Genomic DNA, 17,938 nt, shown 5'->3' with positions numbered 1-17,938 from the left:
ATCTCTAGCCTCTGACCACCGCGCGGTTAATTAGCCATTGTTATCATATTCATAAGCTGTTGTTCAATCCCTGTAATTTTATGATTCTCCCGGCAGCAGATATATTTCTCAAGCTCACAAGCGTGATGGTCGATCACCCGATAATCCCTGATTCCAAGCGCAGCGGTATCCGATTCCGGGATGAGAGTTACCCCCATGCCAAGCTGGCACATGCTGATCAGAGACTCCAATGCAGCGATTTCTACGAAATCTGTACGTACCACCTCATAATCCGCAAGCAATTGATCGAACACTTTCTTGTAATAGCAATTGCTGGAGGAAATAATCAGGTTCTCCCCCTGCAGCAGCATATCCAGCGGCTGATCCAGATTTCTGCCGATCAATACTAATCTCTCAGCTCCGTATTTCTTATAATGAAGCAGCTTCGTATCTGTTTTCCCTACCAGGAAGCCGATGTCGATCCCCCCGTCAGCAATTTCATTCTCAATTTTCTGCGTACTCCCGGTCTTCACCGTCACTTTGAGGTTCTTATACTTTTCATATAATGTCTCCATCGCTTGATTGAAATTAGGCGGGTTTTTGCTTACCATAAGCCCGATTCTCAACGCGGGATTCTCCTGACTCATCATGCTCCGGGTCTCTTCCCATAACAATACGATCTTCTTAAATTGCGCATAGAGCTTCTTGCCCTGCTCATTTAATTCCATTCCTCTTGGTCTTCTATAGAACAGTTCTGTATCAAATTCGCTCTCGATCTTCTTAATCTTGGCTGTCATATTGGATTGCAATTGATGCAGCTCCTGCGCAGCAGACGAGATGCTCCCCTGCTCTGCGACCGTGATGAACGCCCTCATATTCTCTATATCCAACAGGCCTCACCCCTTACGTATCACTTATTTTGATATATAAATTAAATATATACATTATTTTTAATATCACAACCATATTATACTACTCTAAAGACAGGGAGGTTATAGGATGAACAAAATTAAAACAGGCATCATCGGGGGTTCGATCCGAAACCGCTGGGCCAGCTCAACGCATATTCCGGCTCTGCTCCATAGTGGGCTTCATGAAATCACAGCAATAGCAACCACAAATATAGCTTCAGCCCAAGAAGCGGCGGACCAAATTGGACATGTCAATGCCTATGACGATTACATCAAAATGCTTGAATCGAACGATGTCGACATGGTTATAGTCAGTGTCAAAGCCCCTTATCACCATAAAGTTCTACTGGATGCAATCCGTGCCAATAAGCATATTTACTGTGAATGGCCTCTGGCTGTTACTGCGAGCGAAATCGACGAGATCATGGCGCAGCTCCATACCTCTCGGGTCAAGCATGCCATCGGTCTACAATCCCGTCAGGCCGACGAGGTACGCAGGGTTAAAGAAATGATCGATCGGCATGAAATCGGCAGAATACTGTCCGTTAATATCAAGTCCTCCACACAGGCCAAGGGCAATTGGACGGACTCCGGCAGCAGCTATATTCTGGATCGCAGCAATGGAGCGACACTACTGACAATCAACGGCGGTCACATTTTGGATATGGTCAGCTACCTGTTCGGGCATTTTACCGAAGTTCAGGCCAGCCACCATACGCACTATACCGAAGCCCGCTTCACGGATCAGAGTCGTACTATCGCAAAAAATATAGAAGATCAGTACATCATTCAAGGTAAAATCAACCGGGAAATCCCCCTTTCGGTCCATCTTCAGGGCGGAGCCTACCCTCAATTTATATTGGAGGTTCAGGGCGAACAGGGGATCATCCGCCTCTATCAGAACCGTTCTATCGGTCATCCGCAATACGGTGGTCTGAGTGTGTCCTTGGTAAAATACGAATCAAGTCAAGCAATTGCTTCGAGCCGGCCCGATGATTTCACATTGGTAATGGAGGATACGAAGGAGTTCCCCCTTACCAATGTAGCCCGAGCCCACCAGTCTTTTGCCGAAGACATACTTTCGAATTCAGATAATCCCAAGACGCCGGACTTTCATTATGCCGCTTACTTGCATCGATTGATTCGTGCTATAGAGGAATCGGCAAGAACCGGCAAGCGGATATATCTGAATTGAGGAGAATGCTTCTCCGCGAAATCAACTTCAATAAGGACACCTCCTGAGGTGTCCTTATTACGTAAGACATGGTCTGATGTCTCCTTCCCTAGAACAACAACAGTAGAGTCCCCCCTACGACGAGCAGCAGGCCAATAAAGGATCTGGCCGACAGCCTCTCTCTAAGAAATATGTACGAAAAGATCACGGTAACTACAATGCTCAGCTTGTCGATCGGCACCACGAGACTGGCCTTGCCATCCTGCAGAGCCCGGTAGTAGCATAACCAGGATAGGCCGGTTGCCAGGCCGGACAGACCGATGAACAGCCAGCTCTTCCTGTCGATCTCCCTCATCAGCGTATGCTTCTTCTGGAACAACACGATGCCCCAAGCGATGACTAATACAACAACCGTACGGATAGCGGTGCCCAGATTGGATTCGATATCCTGAATCCCTATTTTGCCAAGGATCGAAGTGAGAGCAGCGAAGATCGCGGATAACAGCGCATAGATCAGCCAGGTTCTTCGTCCCGAAGCAGAAGATCCCGCAGCCTCCGTCTTCTTCTCGATCATCAGATAGGTCCCCATCCCAAGCAGGATGATCCCGATTCCCATAAATAACGTCGGCACCTCTCCCAGGAATAAAAAAGCGAGCAAAATCGTAAGAATCGTGCTGCTCTTGTCGATCGGTGTAACTTGATTAACCGTGCCCAGTTGTAAAGCTCTGAAATAACATAACCAGGAAGCCCCGGTCGCAGCGCCGGACAGAATCAGAAATAAAAGCGTCCGGGCGGAGATGGAGTCTATCGTATTCTGTGAACCAACCACAAACACCATCACCCAGGAGAACAGCAGCACGATTATCGTGCGCAGCGCCGTAGCCAGATTGGAGTCCGTATTCTTAATGCCGATCTTGGCCAGAATGGAGGTCATGCCCGCAAATAAAGCCGATCCGCACGCATAAAGCAGCCACATAAATCCCACTTCCTTATGAACTATGAATGATATCGTTTCATGAATGGAGTCTAGGTTCAAGTATATTATAACTTTCCGCTATTTTCTCCCCCACGCTTAACAAATCGCCAATAATTCCAAGTTCGAGTTAACGATCCATTAACAAACCGGATGTATACTGTTCGTACAGCAAAGTAAAACACATCATTCGAAGAAAGGGATGTAAAAGAGATGGGAATCCATACGTACTTTCAGTCGTTAACGGATCTGGAGCGGATTATCCGTTGTCCGGGCAGATTCAAATTCCAGGAGCATAGCGTATCCGAACATTCCTGGAAGGTCGTGCAATACGCCAAGACGCTTGCGGACATCGAGGAAAGCCATGGAACCACTGTGGATTGGAAGAAGTTATACGAGATTACGAGCAGCCATGATTACGGCGAGATCTTCATCGGGGATATCAAGACACCTGTGAAGCACTATTCCTTGGAACTGCGGGCGATGCTGCAGAAGGTTGAAGAGGGAATGGTCGCTCATTTTATTGATGAGCATATACCTGAGGAATTTCAAGCTATCTTCCGCAGACAGCTGCGCGAAGGGAAGGACGATTCCGTTGAGGGGCAAATCCTTGAGGTGGCCGACAAGCTGGATCAGATCTATGAAGCATTTGCTGAGTTGCAACGGGGGAACACCGAGAAGGAGTTCATCACGATGTACCGGAGCGCTTTGATTAAGATCAAACAGATCAAGCTGCACTGTGTCGATTATTTCCTGCATCAAATTCTGCCGGATCTGGTTCGTGAAGGCTCACAATCCCCGGTCGACATTGAACAGATTACAAATGAAGCACTGGCCTCTGTCTCCCACACTTAACCCCCGCTTCAGCCTCAAATGACAATTTCAACCTGGATTCAGCTTAACTGCCTCATCATAGCGGATCGGCCTGATCCCTCTTTGCTTGTATTGGACGGATAGTCGCGGATTGGACCAGAACTGGCTGTCATATTGCCGGGTTCTGGCAATTTGCTGTCCCGACTCATAGGCATTGCCTAATGCTCTCATCTCCTCCGAGTCCACAGCCGGATGGGTAACCAGTAAATATCGCCCGGCCCCAAGGGCTTCAATCTGCTCAAGATGCTTGGTTACAACGTCGTCAGCCGCGCTAATGCTTATATTTTCGAATAAGTAGTCCCACCAATAGACCAGTCCTCGAGCAGTACACCAGGCACGGAGCTCATCTTCCAGACCAGGGATCGCTAACTCGGGTACCATATGCGTATCAACATAGGCGATACGGAAGCCCAACTCTGTTAGCTTGGCGAACTGAGCCTCAAGTTCGAGCATGACCTCCCTCATGAGGGGCGGATGCTCTTTGAAGTAATCAGGATGCGGACTGAACCAGCCATCTGCCTCAATTAAAGAAGGAACCGACGCAGGGTCCGCCATCGGACCCCATTTGATATCGTTCCATTCGGCATTCAGGACGAAATGCAGTCCGAAGCAGACGTCAGCCCTCCCTGCGAACATCTGCGCCGCTTCGCGGACGGCTGGACAGGTCGCCATAATGGAGACATTCTTCAACACGCCACCTTCCAGCGCTCTCTCAATACCCAGGTTCGCAGCATGGTTGCTTCCGCCATCGTCAGCTCTCGTGATGATGCAGATCTCTTTATCCATAGGTCACCTCCTGCGTTATTACGGAGCAAGCCTTTTTCGCTATTTCAGCCTCTATTACTTTACAGCCCCTTCGGCAATCCCCTTGATAATATACTTCTGGGCGATAGCATAGAAGATGACGACAGGAATAATGGTCAAGGTCAAACCCGCCATAGCCTGGTTCCAGACGATCGTGAACTCTCCGAAGAAGTAGAACGTCGACAGTTGAATCGTCCGCAGTCCCTTATCAGACAGCGTCAAGGAAGGCAGCAGGTAGTCATTCCACGTACTGATTACATCCAGTATTGCAACAGTAATCGTTATCGTCTTCAGCATCGGGAACACGATTCTCCAGAACACGCCAAACTTGCTGCAGCCGTCCAGCGTAGCGGCCTCCTCCAATGCAATCGGAATCGACTTTATAAATCCATGGTACAAAAATACGGCGATACTGGCATGGAAGCCGACATTCATGAAGATCAGACCGCCATGCGTATTCAGCATCGGAATATGAAGGTAGGTGCGAATCCAGTCCATTACTTGCATCAACGGCATCATCAGCGTCTGGAAAGGAATCAGCATCGTCGAGATAAAGGCCATGAACATCAATTTACTGAGTTTATTATCCGTTCTCACCAGCATCCATGCGGTCATGGAGGCAAGAACGACCACGAAGATCACGGTCAGCACGGTAACGAAGGTGGAGTTGCCCAGAACCGTCAGGAAATTCATCTTCTTCATCGCGGCTTCAAAATATTGAAGGCTGAAGGATTCCGGCAATGCCAGCGCATTATTATACAATTCCGCCCGCGTCTTGAAGGAGTTCACGAGCATAATGTAAATCGGCGACAGGAACAGGAGGGCAAGAAGGGCCAACAGAATGGAGCTGATTGCTCTGCTAGTTCGTCTCATTACATCTGCACCTCTTTCTTCTTCGTGATGATTACCTGCGTCAATGTCACCAGGGCCACGATCAAGAAGAACAGGATCGCCTTCGCCTGACCCACTCCATATCGTCCGTAACCGAAGATCTCATTAAAGATGTTCATCGCGAACATCTCTGTCGAGTGAACCGGTCCGCCGTTCGTCAAACTCAGGTTCACGTCATAAATCTTGAACGCACCGGATAACGTCATGAAGAAGCAGATTGTAAAGGATGGCATAAGCAGCGGGAAGGTAATCTTCGTCAGCCTGTGCCAGATATTCGCACCATCCACCTTGGCTGCCTCCAGCAGTTCATCAGGAATCCCTTGAATCCCGGCAATATAGATGATCATCGTATATCCGGCCATCTGCCAAGTAAATACGATAACCAGGGCATATAAAGCAAAATCAGGGTTGATCAGCCAGTTGAAGAAGATTCCTTCAAGCCCGGTCTTGCCACCGAGGAACTTGAAGGCATCTGTGAAGATAAACTTCCAGATGTAACCAAGGATCAATCCGCCAATCAGATTCGGCATAAAGAAGAACGTACGAGCCAGCTTGCTAGTACGCAGCCCGTTCGTAACCAGCAATGAAAAGGCTAAGCCCAGCAGATTCACACTAATGAGTGCCAGCAGTGTGAATTTAAGTGTATGCCCTGCGGAAGAGAAGAATCGCTCATCCTGGAATATCGTTACGTAGTTGTCCAGACCGACAAATACTTTCGGATTAGCCGAGATTCCATCCCAGCTAATGAATGAATAAGCAATCCCGATAATAAACGGAATAATGACGACGATCGTAAAAATGGTGAACAAGGGCATCGTAAATAACCCGAACCAAAGTTTGTCTTTTCTTTTCATTACCACACGCCCTCTCCAGTTCAGTCTAATTTGATACAGGGTTGATGAAACACAAAAGCCTAACACTAGGGAGTAGGCTAGGCTTTTTAGAAGGTGGTTCAAAAAGTCCGCTTTGGATAAGCAAACCGGCCTTTTTGAACGCACTTTTCATGTCTCATCCTCGATGTTCAAATCGATTATTTAGCGGCTTTTGCCCATGCATCATCCAGATTCTTCAGATACTGCTCTCCGGTTATACCATTATCCAGGAAGAATTCAGAGGTTACCGGTGTCAGATCGTTTACGATAATGCCTTGCGGGAAGTAGTTCATCGCCCACGGAATGGTATTGCCACTCTTCGTTGCCTCGAATACGGCTTGAGACAATGGGTCCAGTCCCTCTGCTTCAATATTGGTCATTGCCGGAATGAACTTGAATTTATTCACGATCGTATCCTTACCGGTCTCACTGTTATAGAGCCAATCCAGGAACGCGTTAGCCGCCTTGATCTCCTCTGGTTTCGCGCCGTTGTTGATCACCCAGCCGCCCGGAATATCGACGGACAGCTTGCTATTGCCAGCGATCGGCAGCGCCATCATGCCGATGTCGAGATCGCCATAATCGGCCAGCATGCCATAGCTCCAGTTGCCTTGGTGTACCATTGCCGTCTTGCCCGTAGCAAAGTCACCCATTTGCGTATCATAAGTAACTTCCATCGGATTCACAGAATTCTGTCTGATCACTTCCATAAACTTGGCGAACTCCTGGAATTCCTTCGTATCAGCCATCTTGACTTCGCCGTTATTCAGCTTATTGATATAATCAATCGGATCGGCCTGAAGGGCAAACGGTGTATTCAAAATATGTCCGATCAGGAAGTAAGCTTCCTGGGATAGGCTCAGCCCGTTAATTCCTTCAGCCTTCAAGCTCTCCATCTTGCTCGTAAAGGAAGCGAGATCGGTTACGTCCTTCGGATCAACCAGACTCTTGTTGTACACCAGACCGAAGCCTTCAACCCCGATCGGAACGCCAACAACCTTGCCGTCGACTTCCAGAGCCATATTCGGCGCGATATTTTTAACATAGCTCTCATTGCTCATGTCATAATAGTAAGACTTAAATTTCTCCGCTTCTGCCCCGGACGCAATACTGAAGATTGTAGGACCTTCCTTCGCGGCCAGCTTCGCTTGGAGTTGAGTGATATAGGCATCGCCAGCGGAGCCCCAAACCTCAACCTCGTTCCCGGTCTCTTCTTTGTATTTGTTGGCCAGCTCCTCCAATGCTTCAGCAATCTCAACCTTGCTCTGGAAGAGCGAGATTTTCGCTTGCTTCTCCGTGCCTCCGGATGTATTCGAAGAATTTGTGTCTGTGCCTGAATTTGCAGTATTTCCATTAGTCTTGCCGCCGCAAGCGACGAGAGATGCGATCAATACCATCATCGCCAGGAAACCAAATGCCTTTTTTGTCTTCTTCATGCTTTCGCCCCCGTTAGATATTTTTGACCAGATCGATTCATATTAAGCAGATTCCCTCAGAGATCATAGTCTGAAAATCTTGCCGCTTCAACTTGACAACGTTTTCAAACTATTATGCCCTTACTGCTGCTAAGTTAATTATATTTCGCCAAGATCTGTCTCCAATAGGGAAACTCTTCGCCAGTATAGGTAAAATCTGAATCATTCCGAGCCGTTCAACGTTCCTGCTGCTTCTTGCGATATTGAGAAGGAGATTCACCGACATGCTTCCTGAACACTTTGCCAAAGTAATTATCATCCTCATAGCCTACGATCCGGGAAATCTCGATAATGCTAATGTCCGAATGGCCCAGCAGCGATTTGGCCTTCTCCATCCGCAGCTGCGTAAGATAGCTCATGATCGTCGTATCATAGTTCTCCTTGAACTTCTTGGAGATATATTGCGGACTGAAATAGAATCTGTCAGCGAGTGAAGTCAGGCTGATATCCTCGCCAAGATGGGATTCAATATAATGCCGGATCGCATGAATACTGCGCAACGAGGCCAGATTCTCCCCCTCCGATTCAATCATCATCCAGAAGGTATGTGTCAGAGCCTTCTCCCACTCCTCCAAGTCGCTAAGCCACAGCGATAAAGGATCGATATGCGGCTCCAGCTCAAGCTGCCGAGAAATACGCATAATGAGCAAATTGGCCTCGATGGTGTAATGCTGCAATTCTTTTAACGATAAATAACCCCTGGCTCGCAGTTCCTGCACAAAGGAGCGGATCAATTCCCCCAAATACTCCTTGTCCTGCTTCTTCAACGCCTCCAGCACCAATAGTTCCCGATCCATGAGTCCAGGCATTTGCCGCTGATCATTCTCTATCCGCTGCCCATCCAGCATGTTGGATTTCAGAATTTCCCTCTTCGCCTCTTTCAATCCGGTCAGAATATCCCGGTAGCCAAGCTTCAGTCGGGACAACCCTGAGAAGGTCTCTATCCGGATGGTGGAAGCCCAGGATTCCTCCAGCTTCCGGCGATAATAATCCATCTCGGCGGCTGAAATATTCCCTGCTGTAAATACGCAGAGGAAGGATTCCATACGGAAGAAATAGTGATGGGTTAACGGATTTAGTACATCGCGCAAAATGTTCCTGACGGAGAACAAGAGCAATGACTCATCCCCCATAAAATGCCGATCCACGACCTCGCCGGCATTCCGGGGCAGGAAGAGCAGAATATAGAAGTCTTCCAACGGGAAGCCTTCCTCTGTGAGCAATTGCCGGACTCCTTCGTGATTCGCCGTCTCGCTCTGCAGATAAGTCGCCATCTTCTGTTCATTAAGCAGCGCTTGCGCCTCATTTACCTGATGGCTCCTTCTCCATTCCTCGCTTTTATTCTGCTTGCTCTCTACAATCGCTTCAACCGCCCGGGCAATCGCTTTATCCAGATCGTCGATTTTAAAGGGCTTCAGCAAATAATCCACACCATCAGCCAGCAGAGTAGCCCGGGCGTAACGGAATTCCTGGTACCCGCTCAATACGATAACTTTAGAATCCCAGCCCTCCTTGCGGAGTGCTTCAAGAAAGCCAATCCCATCCATCCGTGGCATGCTCATATCGCAAATAATCAATTCCGGAGTCTCCCGCCGGACGATGTCCAGCGCCTCGATTCCGTCACCAGCCATATATATCTCAGTAATGTCGTAATTGGCCCATTTGATGGACAGCTCTACACTCTCCCGAACAGGCTGTTCATCGTCTACAATCAGTACTTTCACTTTCTTCACACTCCTTGTTCTGTATAAGTTGAACTACAGATTGCACCGAGGAAGACGGCCGGGTGTTCTCTCTTAGTTCAACTCCCCTGCTGATATGGAATTTCCAGGGTTACCGTCGTGCGGACGTATGGCTCGCTTTCGATACTCCAGACGAAGCCCTCGCCACAATATAATTGCAGGCGCTTAAATACATTGATCAGACCGATCCTCGGTCGGGAGGCATGCTGGATCAACTGTTCCAAATACTGATCGCGAATCTCCCGGATCGTCTCTTCACTAAATCCGCGCCCATTATCAACAACACGAAGGATCAGCTTCTTAGCCGCCTCAATCTCTACATGGATCTCGCCGGTGCCTTCACCCCTCTCAATGCCATGCACGATGCTGTTCTCAACGAGCGGCTGCAGCACCATCTTGGGAACAGGGATGGCTAATGCTTCCTCCTGACAGCTCTGTTTGAACTGTATCCTATCTTGATATCTGCCAATCTGCAACGAAATATAGTAATTCAAGTGCTCCAGCTCATCCTGCAGACGAACCTCCTCCGTATCGATATCCATACTGTAGCGGAACATCGCCCCTAGCTCCGCCAGCTTATCGCTGACCTCCGGCACATTCTTCTTAATCGCGAGCGAACCGATCGATTGCAGCGTGTTGAACAGGAAATGAGGATTAATCTGCGCCTGCAGCATTTTCAGACGGGCCGTCGAGACCTCCAGCTGATAGCGGTACTGCTGATTCCAGAGGATATCAAGCTGCTTAATCATTTCCTGGAACCGATCCTCCAGAACCCCCAGCTCGTCAGAACTGGTCGATTTCGCCTGGATATCAAAGTTCCCCATCTGAATATGCTTAATATGCTTGAGAATCCGCTTAATCCGGAACAGCATGAAGTACGAGATCAGACCTGCCATCACCGTGATGAACACGGTTACAATCAATTGAATGGTGAAGGATTCATTGAGCGCCTGCTTTCCCGCCTGGTCAATAACCGCTTGTGGGATAAACCTTACCAGTGTAATCGGAAGATTATAGGCATCATCCTTATAGTAGATGTATATTCCCTTCGGATCATTAAGCAGCCCCTTGACCGCTCTGGGCTCCTCGCGCAGCCGCTTTATCCAGTCCTGATCTTCATCCGGACCCGGTGTCGCATACAATAGCTGCAGATCATCCTGGAGGAAAATATACGTCCTGCTATCTTCGTCTGTTCCTAAAGGATTGGCCAGCTGCTTCAATTCCGCGTCGCGTACGATCATCGTCGTCATCCCGAGCAGCTCCCGGTTCGACGTATCGATGAAGGTCTTGTTAATCCGCAGTCTCCTCTCTCCTCCCCACTCCACAACCGAATATTCCTGACTGAATTCACCGCCGTCCTCCACTGCCTGAGGCTGCCCGGCAAAGTCCGGCATCGGAATTCGCTCATTGAGATCGGATTTAACAATGAATGGCTTGTTCGTTAATGCACTTTTGTAGACGATCGACCTGATCTCCGGAAAAGCTGCATAATTTCGTCCTATTCTCTGCTTGATATATACGGATTCCGCTGGCGTCTGCGTCTCCCGCTTGGTCAGAAGCCGCATTAATTCAGGGTCTCCATAATACGTATAGGAGAGCAGCGATACGTCATGAATATACTTCGTGATGCCCGACATCTTGATCGCCATTGAGCTCTGGTTCAATTCGACCAGCTGCTCTTTGACGGCGCGCCCGATCGTATGATAGGACATATAATTGGTGATTAACAGGGGAACTGTTGTTGTAATCAGCATACTTAGCAGGATTTTGGCGAACAGACTCCGCTTCATCAAGAACATCCTAATCCTCTCCTATAACCAAATAAGTTACCTCTATTCTAAAACAAAAAAGATTCTCCCGTAACGGAAGAATCTTCTATTGCTATCAAACAATTACTTATTTCTGCGGTGTCTCTATATCCGCATTATAATTATAGAATACGTCTCGCTTGTTCCATTCCACGTAGAAGCTGAGACTCTTGCCCCTCCACAAACGGGTGCCTATAATCTGATCATGCTCCAGGCCCTGCAATTGGGCAGATAGATACCTCGGCTGGGAAGCGGCTTCTGTAAGCGGCAGCACCGCGATATCATTCTTATCTGCGCCCAGTGCAACATCGATGGCGGCCCATAACCCCGCTTCGTCAATTATCATCATCGACGACTCCGTTGCCCCGTCAAGAATACCTAGCAACGTGAACGTCCCCTTATCCCAATCGTAACGCATCAGGCGCATCCGATGATGGTCACCCTGCTGCTGTTTGACCAGAAACCAGATCGTTCGGCCGCCGCCCGATTCACGATAGACGATATTTCCGAAGCCGATATTTGACCAGCCACGATCCACCGGAACTTGATCAACACGGAAAATCAGTTGATCACGCTGATCATCCACCGTCGTTGTGACCATTTGGTCGTTCCAGTCCGTTATGCGGGTGCTGTCGATCTCCTCCATATTGTCGATCAAATATCCTCCACTTCCTCGCGAGAGGGAGAAGCGATAAGTATCAACCCGATAATACGGATCGTAATTGGAGTAATCAATCTTTGCCGTGACCACCGCCTTGCCGTCCGCTTCAGTTGTCGTATTCACAATGGTATAGCCGACCTGACGCGGAGATGTCCCTTTTAAATATCCGGGATCATTACTAAAAAACTCATGGGCATGCCGTTCGTCCCGGTAAATAAGCGCCTCGATCGCCTGTCCAACTACTTCTTCCGGATCGGCCTCCCGCTCTGCTAGCGTATACTGGACAAGCTGCCTCCACTCCATATTGGTCTCTGTAACCTGATACATAGCAACGCTCTGTCCATCGGTGCTCCAGACGAGACCCTCCAGGCTGTAGGAAGCCTGAACCTCCCCTTCCTTCGGTTGGCCCTTCTCCCATGCATCCATCGGGCGGTTACGGGTAATCATCTGCTCGGTCTGACGATCCAGATCGGATACCCAAGCATCCTCCAATTGGGGGACGCCGCCATCCTTCCGGATATAAAGCACATACTTGCCATCCGGAGAGATCACTGGCGAATATCCATCGCTCCATCGCTCCTCTGTACCGGATTCCAGATCAAGCGTGTAAATCTGCTCCTGCCGGGTATACAGTATTTTTTCCGCATTCGGAAAATAAGACGGAGAGCTTCCCTTGGTCAAATACCGCTGTTCGCCGGAGGATAGCTGCGCCTCCCAAATGGTATCCGTAGCCGGATCATGCCGCACGTAAGCAAGCCGCTTCCCATCCTGTGACCAGGCTAATTCGCCGAGCGACACCGGTGCTTCCAAGACCCGCTGCGTCTGTTTCGTATCCGTCTCCCAGATAAGAAGCTCATGTCCAGCCACATAAGCCAGCCGCTTCCCATCCGGGGAGATCGCAAGCTCCGACACTTTTCCCGCTATGATCTGTTCATAGCTAAATCCATGCTGACGGTAGACTCCCTCCGTAGGTATCGCATAATAAGTCGTGTCCTGATCGATCGCTACAGCTATACTTGTCTCCTGTCCGAGCTGCTGCACCGTATTAAATTGCAGCTTCAGCTTCAAGTCGGCGGCGTTAACACGCAGCATGTTCTGAACGGGCAGCAAGTTCCAAAGCAGCACTATTGTCGCAACCATTGCTGCGGCAGCGCCCCAAGCTAAATATTTTCGCCATCGCTTGTCTTGTGGACGCCTATAATGCCTAGCTTGCGGATAGCCTTGCCCTTCCTCCATAAGGGAGCGCCGCAGTTCCGCCTTGAAATTCTCATCAACCTGCAACCGATCATGAATCTTCTTCAGATCATCCACCCACTTCGGATTCTGCTCAGACATGATTCATCCCTCCTCCAGACAGCGATCAATGTCGACAGCAAGTCTCTTCCGTATCCGATGCATGCGCGTACGCAACCAACCTTCCGTCTTGTCCAGCATCCGGCTCATCTCATGGTAAGCGAAGCCAACCATATACTTCAGATGCACCATCTCGCGATCCTTATTTCCTAGCTGCAGCAGCGCTTCCTCCAAACATTCGTTCTGAACTGACGTCTCCTGGAACATCTTCCGGATATGCCCGTAGCCCCCCTGTTCCGGATCAACGCCGTAAGCGGTCTCCTTCCTGCGACGATAATGGTCAACAATCCGATTATGTGCAATGGCAAACAACCAGGCCCGGTCGTATTCCGGGATCGTTCCGCCATGCTTACAGCTGTATTCCAGCGCCTTGCGAAAAATATCGCTAACTAGATCGTCCGCGTCCCAGCGATTGCCAACCCGGAACAGCACATACCGGTACAAGTCGTCGAAATAGTCATCGTATATTTTCAGAAATGCGTCCACCCTTTCACTCCCTTTCCTCTCCTCATGGGAAGTAACGATAAAGCCTTTATATTTGTATCATTTAGAAAAAAAATATACTGCACCCTTAGCAGCATAGATGAATATAGACGATTTAACGCTTTGAAAACGCTTTAAAAGCGTGGTACGCTAAATTTGTTCTTGATTCTATCATTTTAACGCTAGGAAGTGAGCCATTGTTCCAATTCCGTAAGCCGAGACTCAAAAAGAAGAACAGCGTCTATATCATCTTTGTCTTGTCTTATATCTCCATCCTTGTTCTTACGCTCTCCAGCGCGTTCGTCTACTATGCTGAGATCAACCAGCGGATTACGAAGCAGACCGAGCTATCCACGGTAACCCTGTTGAATCAGCTTAAGACGGGAATCGAAGACGACCTTCTCTATATCAGCGAGCTGAGCAATGAGATTGTGTTTAATAAAAAGCTGGAACTCGCCGCCAAAGGGGCTACGGACAGCTACAGCGAGCTGATGAAGGACATGGCCAGCAAAAGAAAGCCCCGCGAGCTTCTGTTCGACTATTTCGTCTATATGAATCGTACAGATGAGATTGTTACGCCTAATATTCAAATGGATGCCCAGCGGTTCTTCCATCTGATGTATGAATTCAAGGATTTGGATTATGGCACCTTTGCCAAGGACTATTTACAAGGCAATCACTTTCAGGAATATATGGAAATCCAGACGATGAATCAATACGAGAGCAATACGATTGAAGTGCTGCCCTATATCCAGTCGTTCCCGATGACAACAAGCTCCCGGCCGCTGGGACAGGTCATCTTCTTCATCGATGCTAAGAATATGTTCACCCTCGTCAATCAGCTGCGCCAGGTGACTAATTCGGATGTGTATATCCTGGATGAGAACAACCACCTGATCATCAGCTCGGATAACGCGCCGGGCATCGATATGCAGAAGATAGACGGGCTGGTAAATGGCAGAAGCTCACATGAAGAAATTATTAATAAAGTTGTATCCGAGAAGAACGGATGGAAATATATCTCTTCTACACCAAAAGGCCTGTACTTCAAAGAGAATACAAAATACTTAATGAATTTTATCGCTATCTTCCTTATCTATCTGGTCGGAGGGCTGTTTATTGTCCGCTTCTTGGCTAAACGAAGCTATAAGCCGCTGAAGGAGATCCATGATCTGATCCAGTCGCATGCTCAAGCTCCGGGAGACAGCCGGAACGAATACGAGAATATTAAAAATACGCTGCTGGACCAAATCAAGAATGGCAAAGAGCTGAACGAGATCATTGAGAAGCAAATCCCCATCGTACGGCGCGATTATCTACTGAACTTAATTCGGGGCATGATGACGAATTATGATGAAGCCGCTCAGCAGATCGCTTCGATCGGCATCCATTTCGCCAGCGACACCTTCTTAATTGGCGCGCTGGAGATCGATATGGACAGCTCATTTTTTATGGACCATGTAAATTTGTCCGAGAAGAGCCTGTCCCTCACGCGCGTCGTAGCGGAAAATGTCGGCTGCGAGCTGATGAGCGAGTACTTCATATGCTATTTCCTCGACGCCGGTCGCAATCAATCGATCTACCTGCTTAATCTGCGGGAAGGTCGCAATCCTGCTGAAGCGGTTGCGTTGGCCAGGCAGCAGGCGAATACGTTGATCCAATTTGCCGCCAGGCATTATCGGCTGAATTTAAACCTGGGTATCAGTTCCCCTCATTCAAGGCTGATCAATCTGCAGAATTGCTATGACGAAGCCAAGAAAGCGCTGGAGTACAGCAAGCTGCGGGATATTTGCGAAACCGTCTGCTTCGGAGATCTGGGTCATCTGCATTTTGACTATTATTATTCGATGGAGACCGAACATCAGCTCATAGAACTGCTGAAGAGGGGGCAATACGAAGAGGCCAAGGAATTTTTGAATACGATCTTTGAGATTAATACGTCCAAAAATATCGGAGTCGGAGCAGCCAAGCTGCTGCTCTACGAGGTTGCTTCCACGCTGCTGAAGGTGATGAATTTCTCCCTTGTCACCAATGGAAATGATCCGGTGACCGATGAACGGATCATTGAGCAGATGATTGACCACGCTTCACTCGATGTGGCCAAGAGGCGCTTCCTCGAAATGATCGACAACATCGCTGAGCTGTCGGAGCATCGGGTGATCAGCAAAACGGAGAAGCTGGTTCAGCAGATTGCCGAATATATCGATCAGAACGCCGGAGAGCACTGGCTTGACCTGAACCGCTTGTCGCAGGAGTTCGAGGTAACGCCCCAGTACATCTCCAATGTATTCAAGAAGTATAAGCATGAAAATGTCAAAGATTATATCGCCAGGCATATGCTAGGCAGAGCGAAGGAACTGCTCGTAAAGACGGATTTGTCCATCAGGGAGATTGCCTTGCAATTGGGGTATGCAAGCGAGGTTGGCATTACCCGACTGTTCAAGAAATACGAGGGCGTAACGCCGGGCGATTATCGGCAGGAAAACAAAGAGAACCGGAATGGGTCATAGCTTTTCAAGGCTTGCATCTGTCTGTTGCTGCTGCCCAAAAAAGAGACCGCCATCTCTACATGTCAAGTGTAGAAATGGCGATCCTTTATGTTTCCGGAATAAACATAGCTACACACTCACTGGTTGGGCGTTCATCACCCGTTTCTCGAAATCAGCGATCTGTACGATTCTCCCGGTCAGGCGCGACTCCTCAACAGCAAAGGCCATCACATGGCTGTGAACCGATTGCTCGATCAGGTTGGTGTTATTCCTCTCCCCCTTAATCATTGCGACCAGCTCCTCCATGATGCCTTCGTCTCCGCCGCTGTGCTTGGCGCTGCCCGGATTGATCCTGTATTCATTCGTTGTACCGGTGGCAAATTCCGTAACCTCGATCACGTTCTTCTCCATCGAAGCCCGGATCTCCCCCTTCGTTCCCATGAATTTCATCGTCCTGTCGCAATCGTTCGTGAAGGCGCACATGGTGAAGGCAACGGTTACGCCGTTATCGAATAGCAGGGTCGCAACCTGGTGATCAACTACATCATTATCATTATGGAATACGCATTTGCCATAAGGCCCTTCCACCAAGGCCCGCTTCCTCGCTTCGTAGCTCATATCCGAGCCAAGACAGGAGGTCGGCCAGCTGGTATCTTCAGTCAGATAAATGTCAGGCGCATAATACGGGCAGGTGCCGCTATGACTGCATCCGTCGGTACAACGCTCCGGCGAGCCTTCGGGCGCGTTCTCCTTCTTGAAATACTTCAGATCGCCGAAGGAGGATACGGCGCTGCATTTTGAATCCAGCAGCCAAGCGAGGATGTCCATGTCATGGCAGCATTTGGCCAGAATCATCGGCGAAGAGTTGGCCGTCACATGCCAATTGCCTCGTACATAGCTATGCGCATAATGCCAATAGGCCACGTTCTCCGCATGGGTCACGGAGACGATGTCGCCGATGATCCGGCTGTCGATCAGCTCCTTCATTTTGCGGTAAAATTTCGTATAGCGCAGCACATGGCATACCACCACCGTCGTCCCGTATTGCTCCGCCATTCTCTGCAGCTCCAGGCATTCCTGCAATTTCGGAGATATCGGCTTCTCCAGCATAAGGATATAACCCTTGCGAATCGCCTGACAGGCGTAATCGAAATGCTGGTTATCCTGCGTGCAGATCAGCACCGCATCCGCCAGCTTCGGTTGGGCCAAGAGCTGCTCGCCTGAGGCGAACGCCATCTCATCCTTAATATGATATTCCTTCTGGAAGGACGCACGTCTGCCCGCATTGGGATCGGCCACCGCCACAAATTCAAGCTCATATTCATGTGTTCTGGCGTAAGGAGCATAAGAGAACTGCCCCCGTTCACCTGCTCCAACCAGAGCCAACGTAATTTTTGCCATGATGCAACCCTCTCCTCAAGTCCTGAAATGATTGATTCCTATTTAACAA

At 48.9% G+C, this 17,938-nt stretch carries 14 protein-coding genes; 3 read left to right on the top strand and 11 right to left on the bottom strand.

The features are described 5' to 3' along the window. Nucleotides 1-26 precede the first annotated feature (26 nt). Nucleotides 27-869: a LysR family transcriptional regulator gene (locus BN1360_RS07820; protein WP_068779319.1), complete on the bottom strand. Its 843-nt coding sequence runs from the start codon at nucleotides 867-869 to the stop codon at nucleotides 27-29. A gap of 109 nt (nucleotides 870-978) precedes the next feature. Between BN1360_RS07820 and BN1360_RS07815 the strand changes: the two genes are divergently transcribed. Next, nucleotides 979-2,085, top strand: coding sequence for a Gfo/Idh/MocA family protein (locus tag BN1360_RS07815; protein WP_068779318.1), 1,107 nt, complete (start codon nucleotides 979-981; stop codon nucleotides 2,083-2,085). A gap of 88 nt (nucleotides 2,086-2,173) precedes the next feature. On the opposite strand, the gene BN1360_RS07810 is transcribed toward BN1360_RS07815, so the two are convergent. Continuing rightward, the gene (locus BN1360_RS07810) at nucleotides 2,174-3,040 is read right to left on the bottom strand and encodes an EamA family transporter (protein ID WP_068779317.1); all 867 of its coding nucleotides are present in this window, start codon (nucleotides 3,038-3,040) and stop codon (nucleotides 2,174-2,176) included. A 210-nt stretch (nucleotides 3,041-3,250) separates the two neighbouring features. On the opposite strand from BN1360_RS07810, the gene BN1360_RS07805 reads away from it, so the two are divergent. Continuing rightward, complete coding sequence (locus tag BN1360_RS07805) at nucleotides 3,251-3,892, top strand: HD domain-containing protein (protein WP_068779316.1); 642 nt, start codon at nucleotides 3,251-3,253, stop codon at nucleotides 3,890-3,892. A 27-nt stretch (nucleotides 3,893-3,919) separates the two neighbouring features. On the opposite strand, the gene BN1360_RS07800 is transcribed toward BN1360_RS07805, so the two are convergent. The 8 genes from BN1360_RS07800 to BN1360_RS07765 all read right to left on the bottom strand — a co-directional run bounded on the left by BN1360_RS07800 (nucleotide 3,920) and on the right by BN1360_RS07765 (nucleotide 14,002). Continuing rightward, complete coding sequence (locus BN1360_RS07800; protein WP_068779315.1) at nucleotides 3,920-4,696, bottom strand: ChbG/HpnK family deacetylase; 777 nt, start codon at nucleotides 4,694-4,696, stop codon at nucleotides 3,920-3,922. 54 nt (nucleotides 4,697-4,750) lie between these two features. Further along, a complete protein-coding gene (locus tag BN1360_RS07795) occupies nucleotides 4,751-5,587 on the bottom strand; it encodes a carbohydrate ABC transporter permease (RefSeq protein WP_068779314.1) in 837 nt (278 codons plus the stop codon). After that, nucleotides 5,587-6,459, bottom strand: coding sequence for a carbohydrate ABC transporter permease (locus BN1360_RS07790; RefSeq protein WP_068779313.1), 873 nt, complete (start codon nucleotides 6,457-6,459; stop codon nucleotides 5,587-5,589). Before BN1360_RS07790 ends, BN1360_RS07795 begins: the two co-directional genes overlap by 1 nt. 176 nt (nucleotides 6,460-6,635) lie before the next feature. Continuing rightward, on the bottom strand, nucleotides 6,636-7,913 hold the full coding sequence (locus BN1360_RS07785) for a sugar ABC transporter substrate-binding protein (RefSeq protein WP_068779312.1): 1,278 nt from the start codon (nucleotides 7,911-7,913) through the stop codon (nucleotides 6,636-6,638). A gap of 215 nt (nucleotides 7,914-8,128) precedes the next feature. Continuing rightward, nucleotides 8,129-9,676, bottom strand: coding sequence for a response regulator (locus BN1360_RS07780; RefSeq protein ID WP_068779311.1), 1,548 nt, complete (start codon nucleotides 9,674-9,676; stop codon nucleotides 8,129-8,131). Between the two features lie 77 nt (nucleotides 9,677-9,753). Beyond that, a complete protein-coding gene (locus BN1360_RS07775) occupies nucleotides 9,754-11,493 on the bottom strand; it encodes a sensor histidine kinase (RefSeq protein ID WP_068779310.1) in 1,740 nt (579 codons plus the stop codon). A gap of 97 nt (nucleotides 11,494-11,590) precedes the next feature. Continuing rightward, complete coding sequence (locus BN1360_RS07770; RefSeq protein WP_068779309.1) at nucleotides 11,591-13,498, bottom strand: TolB family protein; 1,908 nt, start codon at nucleotides 13,496-13,498, stop codon at nucleotides 11,591-11,593. Between the two features lie 3 nt (nucleotides 13,499-13,501). Then, the gene (locus BN1360_RS07765; protein WP_068779308.1) at nucleotides 13,502-14,002 is read right to left on the bottom strand and encodes an RNA polymerase sigma factor; all 501 of its coding nucleotides are present in this window, start codon (nucleotides 14,000-14,002) and stop codon (nucleotides 13,502-13,504) included. Nucleotides 14,003-14,196: 194 nt separating this feature from the next. Between BN1360_RS07765 and BN1360_RS07760 the strand changes: the two genes are divergently transcribed. After that, complete coding sequence (locus BN1360_RS07760) at nucleotides 14,197-16,509, top strand: helix-turn-helix domain-containing protein (protein WP_068779307.1); 2,313 nt, start codon at nucleotides 14,197-14,199, stop codon at nucleotides 16,507-16,509. Nucleotides 16,510-16,617: 108 nt separating this feature from the next. Here BN1360_RS07760 and BN1360_RS07755 read toward each other — a convergent pair whose 3' ends face one another. After that, nucleotides 16,618-17,889: a Gfo/Idh/MocA family protein gene (locus BN1360_RS07755; protein ID WP_068779306.1), complete on the bottom strand. Its 1,272-nt coding sequence runs from the start codon at nucleotides 17,887-17,889 to the stop codon at nucleotides 16,618-16,620. Nucleotides 17,890-17,938: the final 49 nt, after the last annotated feature.

This window comes from Paenibacillus sp. GM2 (assembly GCF_900069005.2).
GTDB lineage: Bacteria > Bacillota > Bacilli > Paenibacillales > Paenibacillaceae > Fontibacillus.
This window is presented reverse-complemented; position numbering and strand designations above follow the sequence as displayed.